Origin of the sequence: Gordonia sihwensis NBRC 108236 (genome assembly GCF_000333035.1) — a bacterium.
Lineage (GTDB): Bacteria > Actinomycetota > Actinomycetes > Mycobacteriales > Mycobacteriaceae > Gordonia > Gordonia sihwensis.
Genome location: NZ_BANU01000010.1, coordinates 149,607 through 170,879, shown reverse-complemented (window position 1 = coordinate 170,879; position 21,273 = coordinate 149,607). Strand labels below are relative to the sequence as shown.

General features: G+C 68.1%; 18 protein-coding genes and 1 tRNA gene. 5 read left to right on the top strand and 14 right to left on the bottom strand.

The genetic code is table 11. From position 1 onward, the window contains the following. Window positions 1-34 precede the first annotated feature (34 nt). The 5 genes from GSI01S_RS07665 to GSI01S_RS07645 form a co-directional block, all read right to left on the bottom strand. Window positions 35-106, bottom strand: a tRNA-Gln gene (locus GSI01S_RS07665). Between the two features lie 139 nt (window positions 107-245). Then, window positions 246-1,745, bottom strand: coding sequence for a glutamate--tRNA ligase (gene gltX, locus GSI01S_RS07660; protein WP_006895946.1), 1,500 nt, complete (start codon window positions 1,743-1,745; stop codon window positions 246-248). Between the two features lie 14 nt (window positions 1,746-1,759). After that, the gene (locus GSI01S_RS07655) at window positions 1,760-3,592 is read right to left on the bottom strand and encodes a glycosyltransferase (RefSeq protein ID WP_006895945.1); all 1,833 of its coding nucleotides are present in this window, start codon (window positions 3,590-3,592) and stop codon (window positions 1,760-1,762) included. Between the two features lie 33 nt (window positions 3,593-3,625). Then, window positions 3,626-4,459: an alpha/beta fold hydrolase gene (locus GSI01S_RS07650; RefSeq protein WP_006895944.1), complete on the bottom strand. Its 834-nt coding sequence runs from the start codon at window positions 4,457-4,459 to the stop codon at window positions 3,626-3,628. Next, window positions 4,456-5,226: a fumarylacetoacetate hydrolase family protein gene (locus GSI01S_RS07645; protein WP_006895943.1), complete on the bottom strand. Its 771-nt coding sequence runs from the start codon at window positions 5,224-5,226 to the stop codon at window positions 4,456-4,458. The genes GSI01S_RS07650 and GSI01S_RS07645 overlap by 4 nt, the downstream gene beginning before the upstream one ends. 112 nt (window positions 5,227-5,338) lie before the next feature. Here GSI01S_RS07645 and GSI01S_RS07640 point away from each other — a divergent pair, with 112 nt between their 5' ends. Then, window positions 5,339-6,559: an MFS transporter gene (locus GSI01S_RS07640; protein WP_233500173.1), complete on the top strand. Its 1,221-nt coding sequence runs from the start codon at window positions 5,339-5,341 to the stop codon at window positions 6,557-6,559. Here GSI01S_RS07640 and GSI01S_RS07635 read toward each other — a convergent pair. From GSI01S_RS07635 to serA, 3 genes are all read right to left on the bottom strand, one after another. Then, window positions 6,537-7,484, bottom strand: coding sequence for a hypothetical protein (locus GSI01S_RS07635; RefSeq protein ID WP_051999623.1), 948 nt, complete (start codon window positions 7,482-7,484; stop codon window positions 6,537-6,539). The two genes, GSI01S_RS07640 and GSI01S_RS07635, sit on opposite strands and share 23 nt — an antisense overlap. Window positions 7,485-7,588: 104 nt before the next feature. Next, the gene (locus tag GSI01S_RS07630; RefSeq protein WP_039867232.1) at window positions 7,589-8,599 is read right to left on the bottom strand and encodes a 3-isopropylmalate dehydrogenase; all 1,011 of its coding nucleotides are present in this window, start codon (window positions 8,597-8,599) and stop codon (window positions 7,589-7,591) included. A 14-nt stretch (window positions 8,600-8,613) separates the two neighbouring features. Then, window positions 8,614-10,209 (bottom strand): phosphoglycerate dehydrogenase, encoded by a 1,596-nt coding sequence (serA, locus tag GSI01S_RS07625; protein ID WP_006895939.1) that lies wholly within the window; start codon window positions 10,207-10,209, stop codon window positions 8,614-8,616. Window positions 10,210-10,486: 277 nt separating this feature from the next. On the opposite strand from serA, the gene GSI01S_RS07620 reads away from it, so the two are divergent. Beyond that, complete coding sequence (locus GSI01S_RS07620; protein ID WP_006895938.1) at window positions 10,487-11,152, top strand: trypsin-like serine protease; 666 nt, start codon at window positions 10,487-10,489, stop codon at window positions 11,150-11,152. An 82-nt stretch (window positions 11,153-11,234) separates the two neighbouring features. On the opposite strand, the gene GSI01S_RS07615 is transcribed toward GSI01S_RS07620, so the two are convergent. The 5 genes from GSI01S_RS07615 to GSI01S_RS07595 all read right to left on the bottom strand — a co-directional run bounded on the left by GSI01S_RS07615 (window position 11,235) and on the right by GSI01S_RS07595 (window position 15,933). After that, window positions 11,235-11,684: an SRPBCC family protein gene (locus GSI01S_RS07615; protein ID WP_006895937.1), complete on the bottom strand. Its 450-nt coding sequence runs from the start codon at window positions 11,682-11,684 to the stop codon at window positions 11,235-11,237. Between the two features lie 122 nt (window positions 11,685-11,806). Further along, a complete protein-coding gene (locus GSI01S_RS07610; protein ID WP_006895936.1) occupies window positions 11,807-12,247 on the bottom strand; it encodes an SRPBCC family protein in 441 nt (146 codons plus the stop codon). Between the two features lie 149 nt (window positions 12,248-12,396). Continuing rightward, the gene (gene ilvC, locus GSI01S_RS07605; protein ID WP_174302284.1) at window positions 12,397-13,398 is read right to left on the bottom strand and encodes a ketol-acid reductoisomerase; all 1,002 of its coding nucleotides are present in this window, start codon (window positions 13,396-13,398) and stop codon (window positions 12,397-12,399) included. Between the two features lie 130 nt (window positions 13,399-13,528). Beyond that, window positions 13,529-14,029: an acetolactate synthase small subunit gene (ilvN, locus tag GSI01S_RS07600; protein WP_006895934.1), complete on the bottom strand. Its 501-nt coding sequence runs from the start codon at window positions 14,027-14,029 to the stop codon at window positions 13,529-13,531. Beyond that, window positions 14,026-15,933, bottom strand: coding sequence for an acetolactate synthase large subunit (locus GSI01S_RS07595; RefSeq protein WP_081598085.1), 1,908 nt, complete (start codon window positions 15,931-15,933; stop codon window positions 14,026-14,028). Before GSI01S_RS07595 ends, ilvN begins: the two co-directional genes overlap by 4 nt. 308 nt (window positions 15,934-16,241) lie before the next feature. On the opposite strand from GSI01S_RS07595, the gene GSI01S_RS07590 reads away from it, so the two are divergent. From GSI01S_RS07590 to ilvD, 3 genes are all read left to right on the top strand, one after another. Beyond that, window positions 16,242-16,649: a PH domain-containing protein gene (locus GSI01S_RS07590; protein WP_006895932.1), complete on the top strand. Its 408-nt coding sequence runs from the start codon at window positions 16,242-16,244 to the stop codon at window positions 16,647-16,649. 50 nt (window positions 16,650-16,699) lie between these two features. Continuing rightward, a complete protein-coding gene (gene mgtE, locus GSI01S_RS07585) occupies window positions 16,700-18,037 on the top strand; it encodes a magnesium transporter (RefSeq protein ID WP_006895931.1) in 1,338 nt (445 codons plus the stop codon). A 99-nt stretch (window positions 18,038-18,136) separates the two neighbouring features. Beyond that, window positions 18,137-19,981, top strand: coding sequence for a dihydroxy-acid dehydratase (ilvD, locus tag GSI01S_RS07580; protein WP_006895930.1), 1,845 nt, complete (start codon window positions 18,137-18,139; stop codon window positions 19,979-19,981). A gap of 82 nt (window positions 19,982-20,063) precedes the next feature. Here the strand turns inward: ilvD and GSI01S_RS07575 are convergent, their stop codons facing one another. Next, entirely contained in the window at window positions 20,064-21,224 is a 1,161-nt protein-coding gene (locus GSI01S_RS07575) for a DoxX family protein (RefSeq protein ID WP_157225315.1), read from the bottom strand. Between the last annotated feature and the right edge of the window lie 49 nt (window positions 21,225-21,273).

The following is a 21,273-nucleotide window of genomic DNA, read 5'->3' as shown; positions in this document are numbered from 1 at the left end:
TGTGAGGCACACAGAATAACATCCGTGTACTTCGCTGGGGTACCAGGACTCGAACCTAGAATGGCTGAACCAGAATCAGCTGTGTTGCCAATTACACCATACCCCAAGGGTTTGAACCGGAATCCGTAGGGCTTAGCGCTGCCGTTCCGCTTTCCGGGCCGGGAAGAACAATACCAACAACACCCACCCTAAACACAAATCGGCTGGTCAGGGGCCCGTTCAGGGCGCCCGACCAGCCGAGGTGATCAGAGCGAAGCCGACAGTTCGCGCGCCTGGCGGAGTCGAGCCAGCGACTTCTCTCGCCCCAGCAACTCCATCGATTCGTACAGCGGCGGGCTCACCGCGGCACCGGTGACACCGACGCGCACGGGCCCGAAGGCCTTGCGCGGCTTGAGCTCCAGACCGTCGACGAGAGCCTCCTTGAGAGCCGACTCGAGGGCCGCGGTCTCCCAGAGATCTACCGCCTCGCACGCCGCGATCGCCGCGTCGAGCACACCGGTGGCCTCCCCGCCGAGGTTCTTCTTCACCGATTTCTCGTCGTAGGCGAAGTCATCGTCGGACACGAACAGGAATTTGATGAGATCCCACGCGTCGCCGAGCACTTGAATGCGCGTCTGGACGAGGTCGGCGATCACCGCCCACCGGTCGGCGTCGACCGGCCCGGACAACCGGCCCCCGTCGATCAGGAACTTCTGCAGTCGGTCGGCGAAGTCGGCGGAGTCGAGCCGGCGGATGTGCTCGGCATTGATGGAGTCGGCCTTCTTCTGGTCGAAGCGAGCGGGATTCGAATTCACGTTGCGGACGTCGAATGCCTCGACCATCTCGTCGAGCGTGAAGATGTCGTGGTCGGCGGAGATTCCCCACCCCAGCAGGGCCAGGTAGTTGAGCAGACCCTCGGGGATGAATCCCCGATCACGGTGGTGGAACAGACTCGACTCGGGGTCGCGCTTGGAGAGCTTCTTGTTGCCCTCACCCATGACGAAGGGCAGGTGCCCGAACTCGGGAACGCGGTCGGCCACGCCGAGTCTCATCAGTGCGCGGTACAGCGCGATCTGCCGGGGCGTCGACGGAAGGAGGTCTTCGCCGCGCAGGACGTGGGTGATCTTCATCATCGCGTCGTCCACCGGGTTCACCAGCGTGTACAGCGGATCGCCGATCTCGTCGTCCCCGCGGGCGGCGCGAGTGAGCGCGAAGTCGGGCACCGTCCCCGCCTTGATCGTGGTGGTGCCGCGAACCAGGTCGTCCCACGTCAGGTCCTCGTCGGGCATCCGCAGCCGGATCACCGGCTTGCGGCCCTGCGCACGGAACTCCGCGCGCTGCGCGTCGGTGAGATCACGGTCGAAGTTGTCGTAGCCGAGCTTGGGGTCGCGACCGGCCGCCTTGTGCCGCGCCTCCACCTCCTCGTTGGTGGAGTAGGCCTCGTACGCCTCCCCCGCCTCGAGCAGCCGGGCGACCACATCGCGGTGAATCTGCTTACGCTCCGACTGCCGGTACGGTCCGTAGGGGCCGCCGACCTCGGGTCCCTCGTCCCACTCCAATCCGAGCCAGCGCAGGGCGTCGAGGATGGCGTCGTACGACTCCTGGCTGTCACGCGCCGCGTCGGTGTCCTCGATCCGGAAGACGAAGGTGCCGCCGACGTGACGCGCCTGAGCGAAGTTGAACAGCGCGGTCCGGGCGAGTCCGACGTGCGGAGTTCCGGTTGGGGAGGGACAGAAGCGGACGCGGACGTTCTCGGCACTGGTCATGGCCGTAATGGTAGTCAGTCCGTTGCGAACAGTCGTTCCCAGTTCTCCCTGCTCGTGAGCTGCGGCACTGCTTCGCGCCAGGCGCGCTGGAGTTCCGGGGCCTGCCGCCGCAGTCGCCAGCACAGCGTGGCGAGCTCCCTGCCCTGCGCCACACTGGTCGCGCGATCGTATGTGCGAACCCGCACGCCGGTCTGCGAGGCGTCGGTGACCACCGCTGAGGTGAACCGTCCGACGTGCCACCAGGCTCCGTCGTCGGCGCCTATCGCCACCCGCCCGGGCGCCCGCCGACCGAGCAACTGCTGCGCGGCGCGCTTCACCAGCACCCGCCGTTCCCACTTCTTCGCGGGCGCCGGCGGCCGCGGGATCACCGGCAGGTCCGCGATCTCAGACGCGGGCCGCAGCCTGGTGTCGTCGTACTCGCTACGCAGCGCGTTGATCTCGGCGAGCTTGGCTCGGCCGCCGTCGGCGAGCACGTACGGCCCGGCGAGGAAGTCACGGACCGCCCGCAGTTCGATCGCCGCCTGCCCGTACTTGAGGCCGACGATCAACTCGCCGATGTGCTCCGCGACGGTCGCGGAGATCGTCTTGCCGTCGAACCGCGAATGGATGGCCGCCGAGATAAGTACATTGCGCTGACCGAAGTACGACGACCAGTCGTCGACGTCTTTGAGATGGAAGTCGGCGTGCCAGACGCCGGCGTTGGGCAGCGTGACCGTGGGAAAGCCCGCTCGACGGCACCGTACGCCGTACTCGATGTCGTCCCACTTGATGAAGTACGGCATCGGCAGACCCACCGCGTCGATCGCCTCCCGCGGGATCAGGCACGACCACCAGGCGTTGTACCCGGCGATCACACGCACGTCCTGCCGGAACTCGAGCGCGTTGACACCGCGGCGGGCGTTGGGCGGCGGGTCGGCACAGGTCAGGTGATCGAGATCGTCGGTCTCCGCCGTCATGTGGATGCGCGTCGTCTCCGACAGCAGCAGCATCTGCGCACCGACCAGCATCGGTTCCCGCGCGAATCGCGCGAACGAGGTCATCCGCAGGATCGACTCCGACTCGCAGAGGATGTCGTCGTCCATCACCAGCACGTCGGTCAGCGGTCGGCCGGCCGCGGTCGCCTCGTAGATTCCCCGCGAGAAACCGCCGCTGCCACCGAGATTGGCCTGGTTGAGATAGTCGAGCCGGCTGCCGAGGTCGGCCCTCAGATCGTCGAAGCCCGCGGCGTCGGCGACCCGGCGTGTGCCCTGGTCGACGAGGTGAACCGTCTCGACGCGCTCGGCGAGATCGGCGTCACGAGCGACGGCGCCGACCGTGGCGACAGCGTCGTCGGGACGGTTGAACGTGCAGATCACCACACTGACCCGGCGGTCGCGGACCGGCTCGACCGCCGTAGTCCACCGGGCGTTCCACACGCGCGCTCGGCCACCGACGACCGCGAGGTCGAACCACGCGGCACCGCCGTCGAGGTAGCGATCGATCTGCACCTCCACCACGGCGCGGCCCGCACCGGTGAGACCGACCACGGTCAGCGGCCGTATCCGCCCGCTGATGTCGGAGGCACGGGTGGCGACGGTGAGTTCGGCGCCGTCGTCGCATGAGTAGTCGAACTCGACGGCGACCGTCCCGACGTCGGTGTACCGCTGCCAGTACGCGGCGGCGAACCGACCGAAGTAGGTGTCGGTGCTCAGCCGCGAACCGTCGGACAGGACCGCACAGTCACGCTCCACCCGGACCGGTGTTCCGCCTGCATCGGCGTACAGGGCGGGGTCGACGCGAGCGGTTTCACTCGCGAAGAAGGTCCGCTGGAGAAGGTGGCCGGTCCCACCCGGCTGACTGTGGGGCATGAGCGACTCCCTGTGCACGCACCGATCCCGCCATCATCTGTGGCGGCTGAGGAACTCGAGGATAAGCGAATTCACCTCGTCGGGCTGCTCGATGTATCCGTAGTGACCGGCTCGCGCCACCTCACGGTACTCGGCGTCCGGAATCGCCTCGGATACCTCTTTGGCCAGGTAGGCCGGAAGCGTCCGGTCGTCGGCGAACCCCACGACGAGGCACGGCGCCGCGATGTCGCGGTACGCGGAAAGGCGGTTCTGCTCGCGGTCGTGCAACGCGAGCTGGGCGCGGACGCCGGGCGCGCGCGTCTGGCCGCTGAAGCCGATGATGTCGAGCCAGTCGCGCGCCGAGCGGTCGTCGGCGAGCGTGTGCGGCGAGAGATTCATATGTGCCGTGAGCGCGGCGTGGTACGAATCGGGCAGTATGATGTTCTTGTCGAACAGTTCCCGCTCCCCCGCCGAGAAGGCCTCGAGCATCGGGGTCGGACGCCCGTAGGTGGCGAGCATCACCGCCGCAGTCACCAGATCCGGCCGGGCGAGCGCCAGTTCCTGGGCGATCCGAGCGCCCAGCGACGTCCCGACCACCCGCGCGGGACCGCCCAGATGCTCGATCAGGGCGGCGGTGTCGGCGACCATGTCGGCGAGCGAGAAGCCCTCGGCACATTCGCTGGAGGGCGCGATACCCCGGTTGTCGAAGGTGACGACGCGGTAGCCCGCCTTGAGGAGTGCCGGCTGCTGGTGCGCATGCCACACGCGTCCGGGACTCCCAGTACCCATCACCATGACCACCAGAGGCCCCGACCCGGCATCGGTGTACGACACATTGATCCCGTTGACGCGCACTGTCTGAGGCCGTGCCGGCGCGGGCCGGGTCACTTGTCGACCACCGGGTTGCTCAGCGTCCCGATACCCTCCACGGAGACCGAGACGCGCTGACCGGCGGTCATCGGCCCGATCCCCTCCGGGGTGCCCGTGAGAATGACGTCGCCCGGCAGCAGCGTCATCACACGCGACACCCATTCGACGATCTCTCCGACACTGTGCAGCATCAGCGAGGTCCGGCTCGACTGCTTCACCTCACCGTCGAGCTCGGTCTTGATCTGGACGTCGGAGGGGTCGAAGTCGGTGACGATCCACGGCCCCAGCGGACAGAAGGTGTCGTAGCCCTTGCCCCTCGTCCACTGGCCGTCGTGCTGCTGCTGGTCGCGGGCGGTCACATCGTTCGCCACCGTGTAACCGAGGATCACCTCGCCCGCCTTGGCCGCCGGGACGTCTTTGCACGGGCGCCCGATCACGATCGCGAATTCGCCCTCGTAATCGACGCGCTCGGACGACGGCGGGCGGACGATGGGCGCCTCCGGACCGATGATCGAGGTGTTCGGCTTCATGAAGATGACCGGATCCGCCGGCGCCTCGCCGCCCATCTCGGCTGCGTGCGCGGCGTAGTTCTTGCCGATGGCGATGATCTTGGTCGCGAGGATCGGCGCGAGGATGCGCGTCTGCGACAACTGCCATGAGCGCCCCGTGAACGTGGGCGTTCCGAAGGGATGTTCAGCGATCTCCCGGGCCGTCTCCTGCCCGGGCTCACCTTCGACGGCGACGAAAGCGACGCCGTCAGGACTGGCTACACGACCCAATTTCATAGCCCCAAGGCTAACGCACGAGTCGGACAGTTCTAGAATGTGAAACGGATATATCACTATGTGAGACGCTAGCGCAAAGGCGCAGCGTCTCACCCGATCGACCGGGAGGCCGATGATGCCGGGACGCACCGAATCCATCTCCGATGTCAGAGCGTGGACGATGCTCGCCTGCTCGCTCCTGGCGGCGATGACTACGACGTGCGCCACATCCGGAGTGGCCTATGTGATTCCGGAACTGCATCGGTCGCAGGGAATGTCGCTCTCGTCGGCGGCCACGCTCGCGGCGATCCCGACGATCGGCCTGACCCTCACGATCATCGTCTGGGGTGCGGCGCTGGACCGCTTCGGCGAGCGCCGAGTCCTGACGGTCTCCCTGCTGATCACTCTGGCCGGAACGATCGGCGCACTGGCCGCCGCGGCGGCGGGCGCGGGTTTCACCGCGCTGGCCGCGGCCCTGCTGGTGGGCGGGCTGGGCGCGGGCGCGGCGAACGGTGCGAGTGGACGGATCGTGGTCGGATGGTTCCCGGCCTCCTCGCGCGGCACCGCGATGGGCATCCGGCAGATGGCGCAGCCGCTGGGCATCGCCGTCTGCGCGCTCACCATGCCGGTGCTCGCCGCACGGGCCGGACTGACGGCGGCCTTCGCGGTGCCGGTCGCCGTCACCGCGCTCGGGCTGATCGCCGTGATCTTCGGGATCATCGATCCGCCGATCGGACGCGGCGCCGGTTCGGACTCGTCGGCGAATCCGTATCGCGGGGCGACATTTCTGCAGCGGGTCCACGCGGTGAGCGTCCTGCTGGTGATCCCGCAGTCGATGCTGTGGACCTTCGTTCCGGCATGGTTGATCGTCGGGCACGGGTGGTCGCCTCTGAGCGCCGGAGTCCTGGTCACCGCCACGCAGGTGGTCGGCGCGCTGGGACGCATCGCAGCCGGCCGGATATCCGACGTCTGGGGATCGAGGATGCGACCGATCCGGGTGATCGCCGTGGCCGCGGGAGCCGGAACCGCGCTGCTGGCGCTGACCGACTGGATCGGTTCTCCGCTGGCCGCGGCGGTGATGGTGGTCGCGACGGTGAGTTCGGTGGCCGACAACGGACTGGCGTTCACGGCGATCGCCGAGTTCGCCGGGCCGTCGTGGAGCGGCCGCGCCCTCGGGGTGCAGAACACCGCCCAGTACGTCACGACCGCGGCGAGCACGCCCGTGCTCGGCGCGCTGATCGAGGCAGCGGGCTACTCGGCCGCCTTCGCCGTCGCGGCGATCGCACCCGTCATCGCGATCCCCCTCGTGCCCCGCGACCGCACTCCCCGGATCAGCGAGACACCAGTGCGTTGAGGACGCCCGCGGCGTCGGCGGCGCCGTCGACCACGACCACCTCGCGACGGTCGTCACCGACCACCAGCAGCGCCTGACCTGACCGCAGCACGAACCCCTTGGCACCGCGCAGATTCCGCCGACCCGAGACCCGGTAACCCCAGCCGCCGAAGTCACGGAGCGCGTTGACCTCCACGACCTCGGCGCGCCGGATCTCCGAGATCGGCATGGCGATCACCGGCCAGCCGATCCGACTCGCCGCCCTGAAGCCGTCCTCGGACACGCTCACCTGTATCGAACCGGTCAATGCCAGCCCGACGGCGGCGACCAGCACCGCCACACCGAGCAGATACCAGTTCGCCATCACCACGCCCAGCCCGCACAGCACGGCGACGGCCGCTCCGACGGTCACCAGGCCACCCGCGCCCACGGACGCCGTTCCCGTCCAGCTGCGCTGCCCGTCGTGGGCGACCGGCACCTCGCCCACGGGGGCCGTGCGACCGTATCCGACCGGCCGGACCGGCGTGGCGAAGGCGACGGCGACCGCGAGAACCAAGGCACCGACGCCGCAGACCGCCGTCAGCCAGACCGGTGACGTCGCCGACGATGCGTCGTCGAGCCCTCGCTGGCGGCCGGTGATCCAGATCGTCACCGCGATCACGAAGGTCGCGGTTCCGGTTCCGATCCCGGTCACGATCCGCGAGGTGACCGGCTCCTTCACCACGAAGGCGCCGACCCCCGCGATCACGGCGCCGACCACGGCGGTCGCCGCCGTGAGCACGATCAACTCGGTGATCGACGAGAATCCGTCGGCGCCGTCGGCGCCGAAGTGCGAGGCCACCCGATCCGGCAGATCCGAGGACCAGATCGCGAGCAGTGCGCACCCGACGACACCCACCAGCAGCACAACCAGCGGTCCGATCGTCCGCCGGGCAGATTCACTCATACTCGTCACGGTAGCCGAGCGATCGCCGGAACCCGGTACCTGACCCGCGAGAGAGGAACGGCCCCGACGCGCAGGCGCCGGGGCCGTTCGCAGACGGATCGTCGTCAGACGCCGGCGAGGATGCGGTCGCCGACCTCCGAGGTGGAACCGCGGGAGGATCCGCGGGTCGCCACATCGGCCGCGACGGCCTTCTCCACGCGTGCCGCGCCCTCATCGTCGCCCAGGTGGCGGAGCAGCAGTGCCACGGACAGAATGGCCGCGGTGGGGTCCGCGATGTTCTGTCCGGCGATGTCGGGCGCGCTGCCGTGCACCGGCTCGAACATCGACGGGTTGGCGCGAGTGGCGTCGATGTTGCCCGACGCCGCCAGGCCGATGCCGCCGGACACCGCCGCCGCCAGGTCGGTGATGATGTCGCCGAAGAGGTTGTCGGTGACGATCACGTCGAAGCGCCCCGGGTCGGTGACCATGTAGATGGTCGCCGCGTCGACGTGAATGTAGTCCGTCGCGACCTCGGGGAACTCCTTGCCGATCTCCTCGACCGCACGGGTCCACATGCCGCCGGCGAAGGTGAGCACGTTGTTCTTGTGCACCAGCGTCAGCTTCTTGCGCCGGGACTGCGCGCGAGCGAAGGCGTCGCGGATCACGCGCTCGATGCCGAACCGGGTGTTGACACTGACCTCGGTCGCCACCTCGTGCGGTGTGCCCACCCGGATCGCGCCGCCGTTGCCCGTGTACGGCCCCTCGGTGCCTTCGCGGACCACGACGAAATCGATCTTCGGATCGCCTGCGAGCGGCGAGGCGACGCCCTCGTAGAGCACCGACGGCCGCAGGTTGACGTGATGATCGAGAATGAACCGCATCTTCAGCAGGAAGCCGCGTTCCAGCGTGCCCGACGGGACCGACGGGTCACCGATGGCGCCCAGCAGGATCGCATCGTGCTCACGCAGCGAGGCGATGTCCTCGTCGGTGAGCAGTTCACCGGTCGCGTGGTAGCGGCGTGCACCGAAGTCGTATTCGGTGGTCTCGACGTCGGGGTGCAGCTTGCGCAGCACGCGAAGCGCCTGGTCGACCACCTCGGGTCCGATCCCGTCACCGGGGATGACAGCGAGTCTCATCGGCTTGCCCTGGCTCACGACAGGTCCACCTGCTTGATGAGGGTGGCCGAGACGGCGTCGCCGACCGCCGCGACCAGCGCGTCGTCGAGTTCGCGGTCGAGCCGCAGGATCATGGTCGCGCCGTTGCCCTCCACGTCCTGGGCCAGGGCGGCGGCGATGATGTCGACACCGGCGTCACCGAGCACGGTGCCGATCTTGCCGAGCGAACCGGGCTGGTCGGCGTAGCTCACGAGCAGGTTGCGGCCCTCGGCGCGGAGGTCGAAGTTACGGCCGTTGATGTTCACGATCTTCTGAACCTGCTGCGGTCCGGTCAGCGTTCCGGCGACGTTGACGATGCTGCCGTCGGCGAAGACCGCGCGCACGTCCACCTGGCTGCGGTGGTTGGGGCTCTCGGTCTCGGTGACGACGTCGTGGCTCACGCCGCGCTCACCGGCGACTGCCGGGGCGTTCACGAAGGTGACCGGCTCGTCGACGACGGCCGAGAACAGTCCGCGCAGCGCCGAGAGGCCGAGCACGTCGACCGGGCTGGCGGCGAGTTCGCCGCGCACCTCGACGGTCAGGTTGGTCGGCATGCCGCCCGCGACGACGCCGGCCAGGACGCCGAGCTTGCGCGACAGCTCCAGCCACGGCGCCACCTCGTCGTCGACCGGACCGCCCGTGATGTTCACCGCGTCCGGCACGAAGTGTCCGGCCAGCGCCAGCTTCACACTGGCGGCGACGTCGGTGCCCGCGCGGTCCTGGGCCTCGGCGGTGGAGGCGCCGAGATGCGGCGTCACGACGACCTGGTCGAGGTCGAACAGCGGGGAGTCGGTGCAGGGCTCGGAGTCGAAGACGTCCAGGCCCGCGCCGCGGACCCTGCCGGCCTTGATGGCGTCGGCCAGGGCCTGCTCGTCGATCAGCCCGCCGCGAGCGGCATTGACGATGATGACGCCGTCCTTGACCTTGGCGAGCTGCTCGGCGCCGATGAGGCCAGCGGTCTCCTTGGTCTTGGGCAGGTGGATGGTGATGAAGTCGGCGCGTTCGAGGAGTTCGTCGAGGCCGACCAGCTCGATGCCCAGCTGTGCCGCACGGGCCGCCGAGGCGTAGGGGTCGTACGCGATGATCTTGGCCTCGAAGGCGGCCAGTCGCTGGGCGACCAGCTGACCGATGCGGCCGAGCCCGATGACGCCGACGGTCTTGTCGAAGACCTCCACGCCGGAGAACGACGAGCGCTTCCAGGTGTGTTCCTTGAGCGTGGCGTCGGCGGCCGGGACCTGACGAGCAGTCGACATCAGCAGGGCGATCGCATGCTCGGCCGCCGAATGGATGTTGGACGTGGGAGCGTTGACGACCATGACGCCGCGCTCAGTGGCCGACGGCACGTCGACGTTGTCCAGGCCGACGCCTGCGCGAGCGATGATCTTCAGATTCTTACCCGCATCGAGGACTTCGGCGTCCACGGTGGTCGCCGAACGCACCAGAATGGCGTCGGCGTCGACCACTGCTTCGAGCAGCTTCGGGCGATCAGGGCCGTCTACCCAGCGCACCTCGACGTCGGAGCCGAGGGCTTCCACCGTCGAGGGGGCGAGCTTGTCAGCGATGAGGACAACTGGACGGCCGCTTTCGGTCACTGCATTCTCCAGGTTTCTTCCGGTGAAGAGTGCCAGGTCCGGCACCCAAGACTTGCCCCGCCATCGTAATTCCCCGGCGCCGCGCGGGCACATCCGCCCCGATGCGAATGTGGTGCCCGACACCTGGGCGCGTGTACATTGCTGACGTCGTCTCATTTCCGTCACAACTGCAGCGGTATCTGAGGCGGGCATTGGGCGTTGCCCCGGAGGGCACTTAAGGTAGGCACGTCGCCCGTGAAGACATACGCGGCCTCGACAAGTACTGAGCGGAGATGCAATGAAGAAGTTGACGGTGCTGCTCGCGGTTCTCGCCGCCGGCCTGTTGTCACTGGTCGGAGTCGGTACCGCCGATGCCGCACCCAAGGTTCCGCTCGGCGGCGGGTCCGGGATCCTCGTCCTCAAGGGAGGGAACAGCGCGGCGGCGTGCACGGTGACCACCGTGGGCCGTCCGACCACCGGGCCGCGAAAGGGACAGCTCATCGCCGTCACCGCCGGCCACTGCGGCAAGCCCGGTCAGCGAGTGATCTCGGAGAGCTTCCAGAGCCGCGGCCAGATCGGCACGGTCGTCTACTCGGCGTCGGACATCGACGTCGCGGTGATCGCGCTCAACTCGAACGTCGCTCCGACGCGCACCGTGCGCGGTGTCACGATCCGCAAGGTCAACACCACCCCGGTCCAGTTCCCGACCATCCTGTGCAAGGAAGGTCGCACCACCGGCAACACCTGCGGCGTCACCTGGTTCTCCGACGGCACCTCGCACTTCAGCCAGATGTGCGTCATCGAGGGCGATTCGGGCAGCCCCGTGGTGGTCGGAGATCAGCTGGTCGGCATGGTCAACGCCTACTACTTCCTGTCGTGCCTGGGACCGGAGACCGGGACCAACGCCAAGACGATCCTGAACCGGCTCAACAAGATCGGCTACAACAACTTCAAGCCGGTGTAGCCCGAAGCAGCCGACGAAACGACGCCGGGCCCCGAGACCTTCCGTCTCGGGGCCCGACGTCTGTCTGTGCCGGTGCGCGCGCTCAGGCGGCGTCGCTGCTCTCCACCGCGGCCCGGAGCGCCGCCTCGGTCTGCCTCACCGCCTGGCCGACGACGGGCTCGATGATCGCACCGAGCGCCCTGCCCGCCAGGCCGCCCGGCAGGTCGTAGTCGAAGTTCACATCCACCACGGTCTGCCCGTCGGCGCCGTCGGCGAACCGCCAGCCGGTCCGCACGTCGAAGCCGGCGATGGAGGTGAGGACGACGCACTCGTTCTCCACCCACTCGGTGACCCGAAGGGTGGATGTGAGGTTCTTCGGACCGATCTTCATGCAGGCCTCGTACGTGGCGCCGAGCCCGGACGTGTGGTCGGTGACGGGTGTGAACCGGGTGACGCCGAACATCCAGCTCGGAACGTTTCGGTAATCGTCGACGTACGCGAACACGCGGTCGCGCGACGCCTCGGTGGTCACGGTCTGGCGAACTCCCGGCATTGGTGACTCCTGGGGATCGATCGGTTGCGGTCGAACGGGCATTGCGGTGTGCCCGATGTTGTGCACACCACAATGCCATGCGCCGATGGCAAGGTTGATCCGCCCCCCGGGATCGCCGCCGGTCAGTCCTCGACGGCCGCCCTGATCTTCGCCTCCGTATGCTTCACGCCCTGTTCGGCGAAGGGGCCGATCAGTCCGCCGAGCACCTTGCCCGCGAGCCCGCCGGGCAGCGTGTACCCGAACACGACCCGGAGGACGGTGGTACCCGGCTCGTCACCGTCGGCGAACGTCCACGCGGTGTCGGCGCCGAAGCCCTTCACCGACTCGAGCCTGATCAGTTGTCCGTCGATCCATTCGGTACAGCGCACCGTCGACGTCAATTCCTTCGGGCCGACCCGGATGGCCGTCTCGAACTCGGAGTCCTGGCCGTGTGTCACCTCGGTGGTCGGCGTGAACCGACCGACCCCGAACATGTACTCGGGCACGTTCCGGTAGTCGTCCACGTACGAGAACACCGCCTCGCGTGGGGCCCCGATGACTGCCTCATGCCGGACTTCGCCCATCTGTTCTCCCCTTCTCGTCGCCGCGCGCGGTCGCCGCAGCACTGCGCAGCATGGTAGCGAGGGCATCCCGCCGGCGAACGCGGACGACCCCGCACCCGGGATCGGGTGCGGGGTCGTCGAAGAGGTGCGCCGGCGGTGGCCGCTGAGACTCAGGCGGTCTCGGTGATGGGGCGGTCGACCCAGCTCATCAGGTCGCGCAGCTTCTGGCCGGTGACCTCGATCGGGTGCTCGGCGTTCTGCTTGCGCAGCGCCTCGAGTTCCTTGTTGCCGCCCTCGACGTTGGCGACGAGACGCTTGACGAAGGTGCCGTCCTGAATGTCCTTCAGGATGGCGCGCATGCGCTCCTTGGTGTCGGCGTCGATGACGCGCGGGCCCGACAGGTAGCCGCCGAACTCAGCGGTGTCCGAGACCGAGTAGTTCATGCGGGCGATGCCGCCCTCGTACATGAGGTCGACGATCAGCTTGAGCTCGTGCAGGACCTCGAAGTAGGCCATCTCCGGTGCGTAGCCGGCCTCCACCATGACCTCGAAACCGGTCTTGACCAGCTCCTCGGTGCCGCCGCAGAGCACGGCCTGCTCACCGAAGAGGTCGGTCTCGGTCTCTTCCTTGAAGGTGGTCTTGATGACGCCGGCGCGGGTACCGCCGATGCCCTTGGCGTAGCTCAGCGCCAGCGCCTGGGCCTCGCCCTTCGGGTCCTGATCGACGGCGATGAGCGCCGGGACGCCCTTGCCGTCGACGAACTGACGGCGGACCAGGTGGCCCGGTCCCTTCGGCGCGACCATCGCGACGGTCACGTTGGCCGGCGGCTTGATCAGGTCGAAGTGGATGTTGAGGCCGTGCCCGAAGAACAGCGCGTCGCCGTCGTTCAGGTTCGGTGCGATGTCATCGGTGAAGATCTGCGCCTGGCTGGTGTCCGGAGCCAGCAGCATGATGACGTCGGCCCAGGCGGCGGCCTCCGCCGCGGTCATGACCTTCAGCCCCTGCTCGGCCGCCTTCTCGCGGGACTTGGAGCCCTCGCGCAGACCGATGGCGACCTCGACACCCGAGTCGCGCAGCGACAGCGAGTGTGCGTGGCCCTGGCTGCCGTAACCGATCACGGCCACCTTACGGCCCTGGATGATCGACAGGTCGGCGTCATCGTCGTAGAACATCTCGACTGCCACAGTGGAATCCCTTCAATACGAAATATTTGTGTTGTGTGTCGTGACCATTCAACCCGTCGGTGTGACGGTGGCCGCGACCGGGGTCTGACGCTTCACTCGGCGAACCGAGCTCGAGATGTCAGCGGTTGGCGGACATGCTCTTGGGGCCGCGGCCGAGCGTGACACCGCCCGACTGCGCGATCTCCCGGATGCCGTACGGGTCCAGCATCCGCAGGAGCGCCTCGAGCTTGTCCGAGGTTCCGGTGGCCTCGACGGTCACCGACTCCGGTGAGACGTCGACGACCTTGGCGCGGAACAGATTCACCACGTCGATCACTTCGCTCCGGTTGGACGCGTCGGCGCGGACCTTGATCAGCATCAGTTCGCGGGAGACCGAGTTCGCCGGCTCCTGCTCCACGATCTTGATCACGTTGACGAGCTTGTTGAGCTGCTTGGTGACCTGCTCCAGCGGGAAGTCCTCCACCGAGACCATGATGGTCATCCGCGAGATGCCCTTCAGCTCGGTGGGACCGACGGCGAGGGACTCGATGTTGAATCCGCGCCGGGAGAACAGGCCCGAGACGCGGGCGAGCACGCCCGGACGGTCTTCGACCAGAACGCTCAGAGTATGGGTGCTCACTGCTGGTTCCCTTCGCTCGTGGCCTGCTCACGAATCATGGCGTCGTGGATCTCCGCCGGGTCGGCGGCCGACTCCTCGTCGTCGAACAGCGGCCGGATGTCGCGCGCGGCCATGATCTCGTCGTTGCCGGTGCCCGCGGCGACCATCGGCCACACCTGGGCGTCCTTGCCGACGATGAAGTCGATGACCACCGGGCGGTCGTTGATCTCCTGGGCCTTCGCGATCGTCGGTGCGACGTCCTCTTCGCGCTCCACGCGGAAAGCGACACAGCCCAGCGCCTCGGCGAGCTTGAGGAAGTCCGGGATCATCCGCGAGTGCGTCGCCAGATCGGTGTTCGAGTACCGTTCGTCGTAGAACAGCGTCTGCCACTGACGGACCATGCCGAGATTGCCGTTGTTGATCAGTGCGACCTTGATCGGGAAGCCCTCGATGGCGCAGGTGGCCAGCTCCTGATTGGTCATCTGAAAACATCCGTCGCCGTCGACCGCCCAGACCTCCTTGTCCGGAGCCGCGGCCTTGGCGCCCATCGCCGCCGGAACCGAGTAGCCCATCGTTCCCAGGCCGCCCGAGTTGAGCCAGGTGCGCGGCTTCTCGTACTTGACGAACTGCGCGGCCCACATCTGGTGCTGGCCGACGCCCGCGACGTACACGGCGTCGGGGCCGGCGGCCTTGCCGAGCTGCTCGATGACGTACTCCGGCGACAACGAGCCGTCGGACTGCTTGTCGTAGCTCAGCGGGTAGGTGTTGCGGATGTCCCGCAGGTACTCCCACCAGTCGACCATGTCCGGCTTGGCCCCGCCCGCGGCGAGGTCGGCGCGGATGGCCTCGATCAAGTCGGCGATGACGGCCTTGGCGTCACCGACGATCGGGACGTCGACCTCGCGGTTCTTGCCGATCTCCGCCGGATCGACGTCGGCGTGGATCACCTTGGCCTCCGGAGCGAAGGACGAGAGCTGTCCGGTGACCCGGTCGTCGAAGCGGGCGCCGAGGGTGATCAGCAGATCGCTGCGCTGCAGGGCGGCGACGGCGCCGACCGCGCCGTGCATGCCGGGCATGCCCATGTGCAGATCGTGGCTGTCGGGGAACGCGCCGCGCGCCATCAGCGTCGTGACGACGGGGATGCCGGTCAGTTCGGCGAGTTCACGCAGCTCCTCGGAGGCCTCGGCCTTGATGACGCCGCCGCCGACGTACAGCACGGGACGCTTCGACTGCGCGATCATCCGCGCGGCCTCACGGATCTGCTTGCCGTGCGGCTTGGTGACCGGACGGTAGCCGGGCAGTTCGAACTGCGGCGGCCACGAGAACGTGGTCTGCGCCTGCAGGATGTCCTTCGGGATGTCGACGAGCACCGCGCCGGGCCGGCCCGACTCCGCGATGTAGAAGGCCTCGGCGATGATCCGGGGGATCTCCGCCGCGCTGCTGACCAGGAAGTTGTGCTTGGTGATCGGCATCGTGATTCCGGAGATGTCGGCTTCCTGGAAGCCGTCGGTGCCGATGAGCGAGCGCCCGACCTGGCCGGTGATCGCGACCACCGGGACCGAGTCCATCTGGGCGTCGGCCAACGGCGTCACCAGGTTGGTGGCGCCCGGGCCGGACGTCGCCATCATGACGCCGGCACGGCCGGCGACCTGTGCGTAGCCGGTGGCCGCGTGTCCGGCGCCCTGCTCGTGACGGACGAGCACGTGCCGGACCCGCTGCGAGTCGAGCAGGGGGTCGTAGACCGGGAGCACGGCGCCGCCGGGAATGCCGAACACGACCTCCACGCCGAGCTCTTCGAGCGACCGGACCACGGACTGCGCGCCCGTGACCCGTTCGGGTGCGACGACGGCGCCCGGTGAGCGCATGCCCTCGGTGGACGGCGACTGCGGTCGGGTCGACGACCCGCGTGCTGTTGGAGTACTCACTGCACGATCCTCATCCTCTTGTGTTCTGCTCTTCCACGCGATTCCCGATCAGGCCGGAGGGACTTCTCGTCCGGCTCCCGACAAGAAAAAACCCCCGCCAGCGAGGCTGTGCGAGGGGCGCGTCGTAATTGGTATCTGAAGGTCTACGAAGTGACCGATCAGGCGTCGACGCGCCGACCGATTACTACGAGAAGCTTCTGATTCATCACGTGGACAAAGTAGGCCAGTTCCGGGTCTCGCGTCAAATCATTCCCTCTCGCCCGAAGCTGTGACCTGCGCCCGGCGCGGTGCGTGAGACAATGGGGAATATGAGTGAGTCGTCCAAGGTCTTCTCCATCTCGCGCATCGCTTACTTCGCGGTGCCGGTCGCGTTTCTGCTCGTCATCATGCTGATGGGGATCTCGGTCGCCGGCTTCGCCTGGACTGTCATCGTGCCGATCGCGCTGGCGTGGTGGATTCACCGGCTCCGCACCATCGTCGACGAGCAGGGCGTCACCGCCGTCGGCACCTTCGGCACCAGCCGCCTCCCGTGGCACGACGTCGACGGCATCCGGTTCCCGCGCTGGGGCGCGGTGCGCCTGGTGGCCCGAGACGGATCGAGCGTGCGTCTGCCCGCGGTCGGCTTCTCCGATCTGCCCGCGCTGTCGAACGCCAGCGGCGGCCGCATCCCCGATCCGTTCGCCGCCGAGCGGGACGCCCGACTGTCCGCTCGCTGACCGGGGCGCTCGCCGCGCCCGCATCCGCCAACGACGCCGACACGGAGCCCATGACGACACTCACCGCCAAGGCCCTGCAGAGCGCCATCGACGACGGCCGGCTGGCGTTCGTGGGCCGCGAACTCTCGCAACTGGCCCCGCAGGACGCCGCCGCGATCCTCGACGCGATGGACGAGGGCGACCGGACCATCGCCTTCCGGCTGCTCGCCAAGGACGACGCCGTGCAGGTCTTCGACGACCTCAGCTCCACCGCGCAGGCCGCGTTGATCAGTTCGCTCGGGACCGCGGAGGTGGCCGACGCCTTCGACCATCTGGACCCCGACGACCGCGCGGAGCTGCTCGACGAGCTCCCCGCGAACGTCGCCAAGGCGCTGATCCGCTCCCTCTCCCCCGCCGAGCGCGAGACGACGGCGGTGGTCCTGGGGTTCCGGCGCGGGTCGGTGGGACGCCGGATGAGTCCGGAGTTCGTGCACGTCTTCCCCGACGACGACTGCCGCACGGCGATCGAGCGGATCAAGGCGCGCGGGCGGCACGCCGAGACCATCTACACGGTGCCCGTGGTGGACCACCAGCGCCGCCTGATCGGCGTGGCGAGCCTGCGCGATCTGCTGCTCTCGGATCCGGACACCGATGTCGCCGAGCACACGAAGGCGCCGATCTTCGCCTACGCCGCCGAACCGGCCGAGTCGGCCGCCCAGCGCTGTATCGACCGGTCGATCATGGCGATGCCCGTGGTCGACAACGAGGACCGACTGCTCGGCGTCCTGACCCTCGACGACGCCGCCGAGGTGGTAGAAGCGGCCCGCGACGAGGACGAGGCGCGCGCCGGCGCCCGCGAGATGCTGAAGACGCCGTACCTGCAGGCCTCGACGTTCGCGATCACCCGCGCGCGAGTGGTGTGGCTGTTCGTGCTGGCGATCTCGGCGATCCTCACGGTGAACGTCCTGGAGATCTTCGAGGGCACTCTGGAGCAGAAGGTGGCCCTCGCACTGTTCATTCCGCTCCTGACCGGCATCGGCGGCAACACCGGCTCGCAGGCGGCGACCACGGTGACCCGTGCGCTCGCCACCGACGAGGTGACCACCTCCGACGTGGTCCGAGTCGCGGGCAAGGAGATGAGCGTCGGCGTCACCATGGGCGCCGCCCTCGGCGTCGTCGGATTCCTCGTCGCAGGACTGGTCTACGACATCGGCATCGGTACCGTCATCGGGCTGACCATCCTCTCGGTCTGCACGGTCGCGGCGACCGTCGGCGGCATCATGCCGCTGGTGGCGCGCTCCATCCACGTCGATCCCGCAGTGTTCTCCACCCCGTTCATCTCCACCTTCTGCGATGCGACGGGTCTGATCATCTACTTCTCGATCGCCAAGGCGGTCCTGCAGATCTGACGCCGGGAATAACTCTGGACAGCTGAGCGTAAAGTTGAAGGACATCCCGGATCGTCAGCCCGTCCGGGTCCAGTTCAGCGATTTCTAGCGAGGAATTCCATGCCAGCCCTGCGGTCTCGCACCACAACCGTCGGCCGTGAAGCCGCCGGCGCCCGCGCCCTCTGGCGCGCCACCGGTATGACCGACGACGATTTCGGGAAGCCGATCATCGCGATCGCCAACTCGTACACCCAGTTCGTCCCGGGTCACGTGCATCTGAAGAACGTCGGCGAGATCGTCGCCGACGCCGTGCGCGAGGCCGGCGGCGTGGCCAAGGAGTTCCACACCATCGCCGTCGACGACGGCATCGCGATGGGTCACGGCGGCATGCTGTACTCGCTGCCGAGCCGCGAGATCATCGCCGACTCCGTCGAGTACATGGTGAACGCGCACACCGCCGACGCCCTGGTCTGCATCTCGAACTGCGACAAGATCACGCCGGGCATGCTCAACGCCGCGATGCGTCTCAACATCCCCACCGTGTTCGTCTCCGGCGGACCGATGGAGGCGGGCACATCGGTCGTCATCAACGGCGTCGTGCGCCCGGGCACCGACCTGATCGACGCGATCTCGGCGTCCGCCGACAGCAACGTCGACGACAAGGAACTGCTGGAGGTGGAGCGGTCCGCCTGTCCGACGTGCGGGTCGTGCTCCGGCATGTTCACCGCCAACTCGATGAACTGCCTCACCGAAGCGCTCGGGCTGTCGCTGCCCGGCAACGGATCGACGCTGGCCACCCAGGTCGCACGCCGCGACCTGTTCACGCGCGCCGGCGAGCTGATCGTCGACATCGCGAAGCGCTACTACCAGGACGACGATGAGTCGGTGCTGCCGCGCAACGTCGCCACCCGCCAGGCCTTCGAGAACGCCATGGCGCTCGACGTGGCGATGGGCGGATCCACCAACACCGTTCTGCACATCCTGGCCGCGGCCCAGGAGGGCGAGGTGGAGTTCGATCTGAAGGACATCGACCGCATCTCACGTAACGTTCCGTGCCTGGCCAAGGTGGCGCCCAATTCACCGAAGTACTACATGGAGCACGTGCATCGCGCCGGCGGCATCCCCGCGATCCTCGGTGAGCTGAACCGCGCCGGTCTGCTCAACACCGACGTCCATCCCGTTCACGCGCCGTCGCTCGAGAGCTACCTCGCCGACTGGGACATCCGTGGCGGCACGGCCACCGATCAGGCGATCGAACTGTTCCACGCGGCCCCGGGCGGCGTCCGCACCACCGAACCCTTCTCCACCTCCAACCGCTGGGAGTCGCTCGACACCGATGCCGCCGACGGCTGCATCCGCGACAAGGAGCACGCCTACACCGTCGAAGGCGGACTGTGCGTGCTGCACGGCAACCTGGCCCGCGACGGCGCCATCCTGAAGACCGCCGGCGTCGACGAGTCGCTGTGGCACTTCCAGGGCCCGGCGCGCGTCGTCGAGAGCCAGGAGGACGCGGTGCACGCCATCCTGTCGAAGGAACTGCAGGCGGGCGAGGTGCTGGTGATCCGTTACGAGGGGCCCGCCGGCGGGCCCGGCATGCAGGAGATGCTGCATCCGACGGCCTTCATGAAGGGCACCGGCATGGGGAAGAAGTGCGGTCTGGTCACCGACGGCCGCTTCTCGGGCGGATCGTCGGGCCTGGTGATCGGCCACGCCTCCCCGGAGGCGGCGGCCGGCGGCGACATCGGTCTGGTGGAGAACGGCGACGAGATCCTCATCGATGTGAAATCCCGCACCCTCAAGGTCCTCGTCGACGACGAGACCCTGGCGGAGCGTCGCGCCAAGATGGAAGCCTCCGAGCACCCGTGGACGCCGCGCGACCGCCAGCGTCCGGTCACCAAGGCGCTTCGCGCGTACGCGAAGCTCGCGGCCTCCGCCGACAAGGGCGCCGTCCGCGTCGTCGACTGAACACTGTCGGCTGAAAGCACTCATGCCGTATTCCGTGACCCGATTCGGGCCACGGAATACGGCATATGAGTTCAGGAGTACGTCAGGACGTCGGGTTCCCCGGCGAATCGAGCGGATTGGTGCCGTTGAAAACGATCCAGACGGCCACGGCGACGCCGACGCCGACGATGAACCAGGCGGCCGAACCCCAGGCCGGCCTGCGCGACCATCCCCAGCGACGGTCGAAGGAGTAGGTGCCGGGCCCGGTGAGGATCAGCGCCGCCGCCGCGGCGGCCAGCACGATCTCCAGTTCGAGCCCGTTGCCTCCGCCGTCGGCCGAGAAGAACCAGAGGCCGCCGGCGAGCGTCGCCTTGTAGGTGCCTGCCACCAGGATGCTGCTCAGCACCGCCGCCCCGGCGATCGGCGTCAGCAGCCCCAGGATCAGCAGGATGCCGCCCGCGGTCTCACTGACTCCGGCGACGAGTGAGAGCGCCGTCGTGGCGTTGTCGTGGAACCCGATGCCGGGATTCGGCTTGTTGGCGAGGAACTGCGCGAAGCCGTCCGGCCCGGGTCCGTTCAACCAGCCGGTGAGCTTCTGGAGACCGTGCAGGGTGAACGTCACGCCCACCACCACGCGCAGAATGAGCAAGCCGAGATCGAGCGTTCCGCGCCGGATCACCGGCTCCGGAGCCTGGGCGACGTACTCCTCTTCGTCGCGCGGCTGCGGTGCCCCCACGTAGTCGTCTTCGGGCTCGAGCAGCGGTGCGGTGGGCTGCGGCTCGATGTAAGGCAGCGGCGGTTCGGTGAGATGCTCCGCGTATCCCCTGCGCTCGCCGGGGTCCTCACCGTCGTCCTCGTCGTCGACGAAGGGCTCGGTGTGCACCGGCTCGTCCGACGAGCTCTTCTTGATCGGGCTCTCCGTGGCTGCGGCACCCCCCGAACTGATGATCACCGCGGTCTTCGCGTCATCGTCCGGCGGTGAACCGTCGGGCAGCGTGGCTACGGGTTCGGTCGGCTCGGTGACCGGCAGCGTCTCAGTGGGCGACTCGTCGAGTTCGACGGCCTCCTCGCGTGCGGCCTTCTCGTCGATCGCATCCTGAACCGCGGGCTCCGGCCGGCGGCCGTGCCTGTCGAAGAAGCTGTCGTTGTCGGGCTTCGGCCGACGCACCCGAGGTCGCTCGATGGCGTCGGTCGGTTCATCGTACGGACTGCCCGCAGCCGACGGATCCCCTCCGGTCCCTGGCTTGTCATCGGAACTACTCACGGTTACCGACTCTATGGCCGTGCGCCCGCGTGAGGGCCGAGCGGCACCC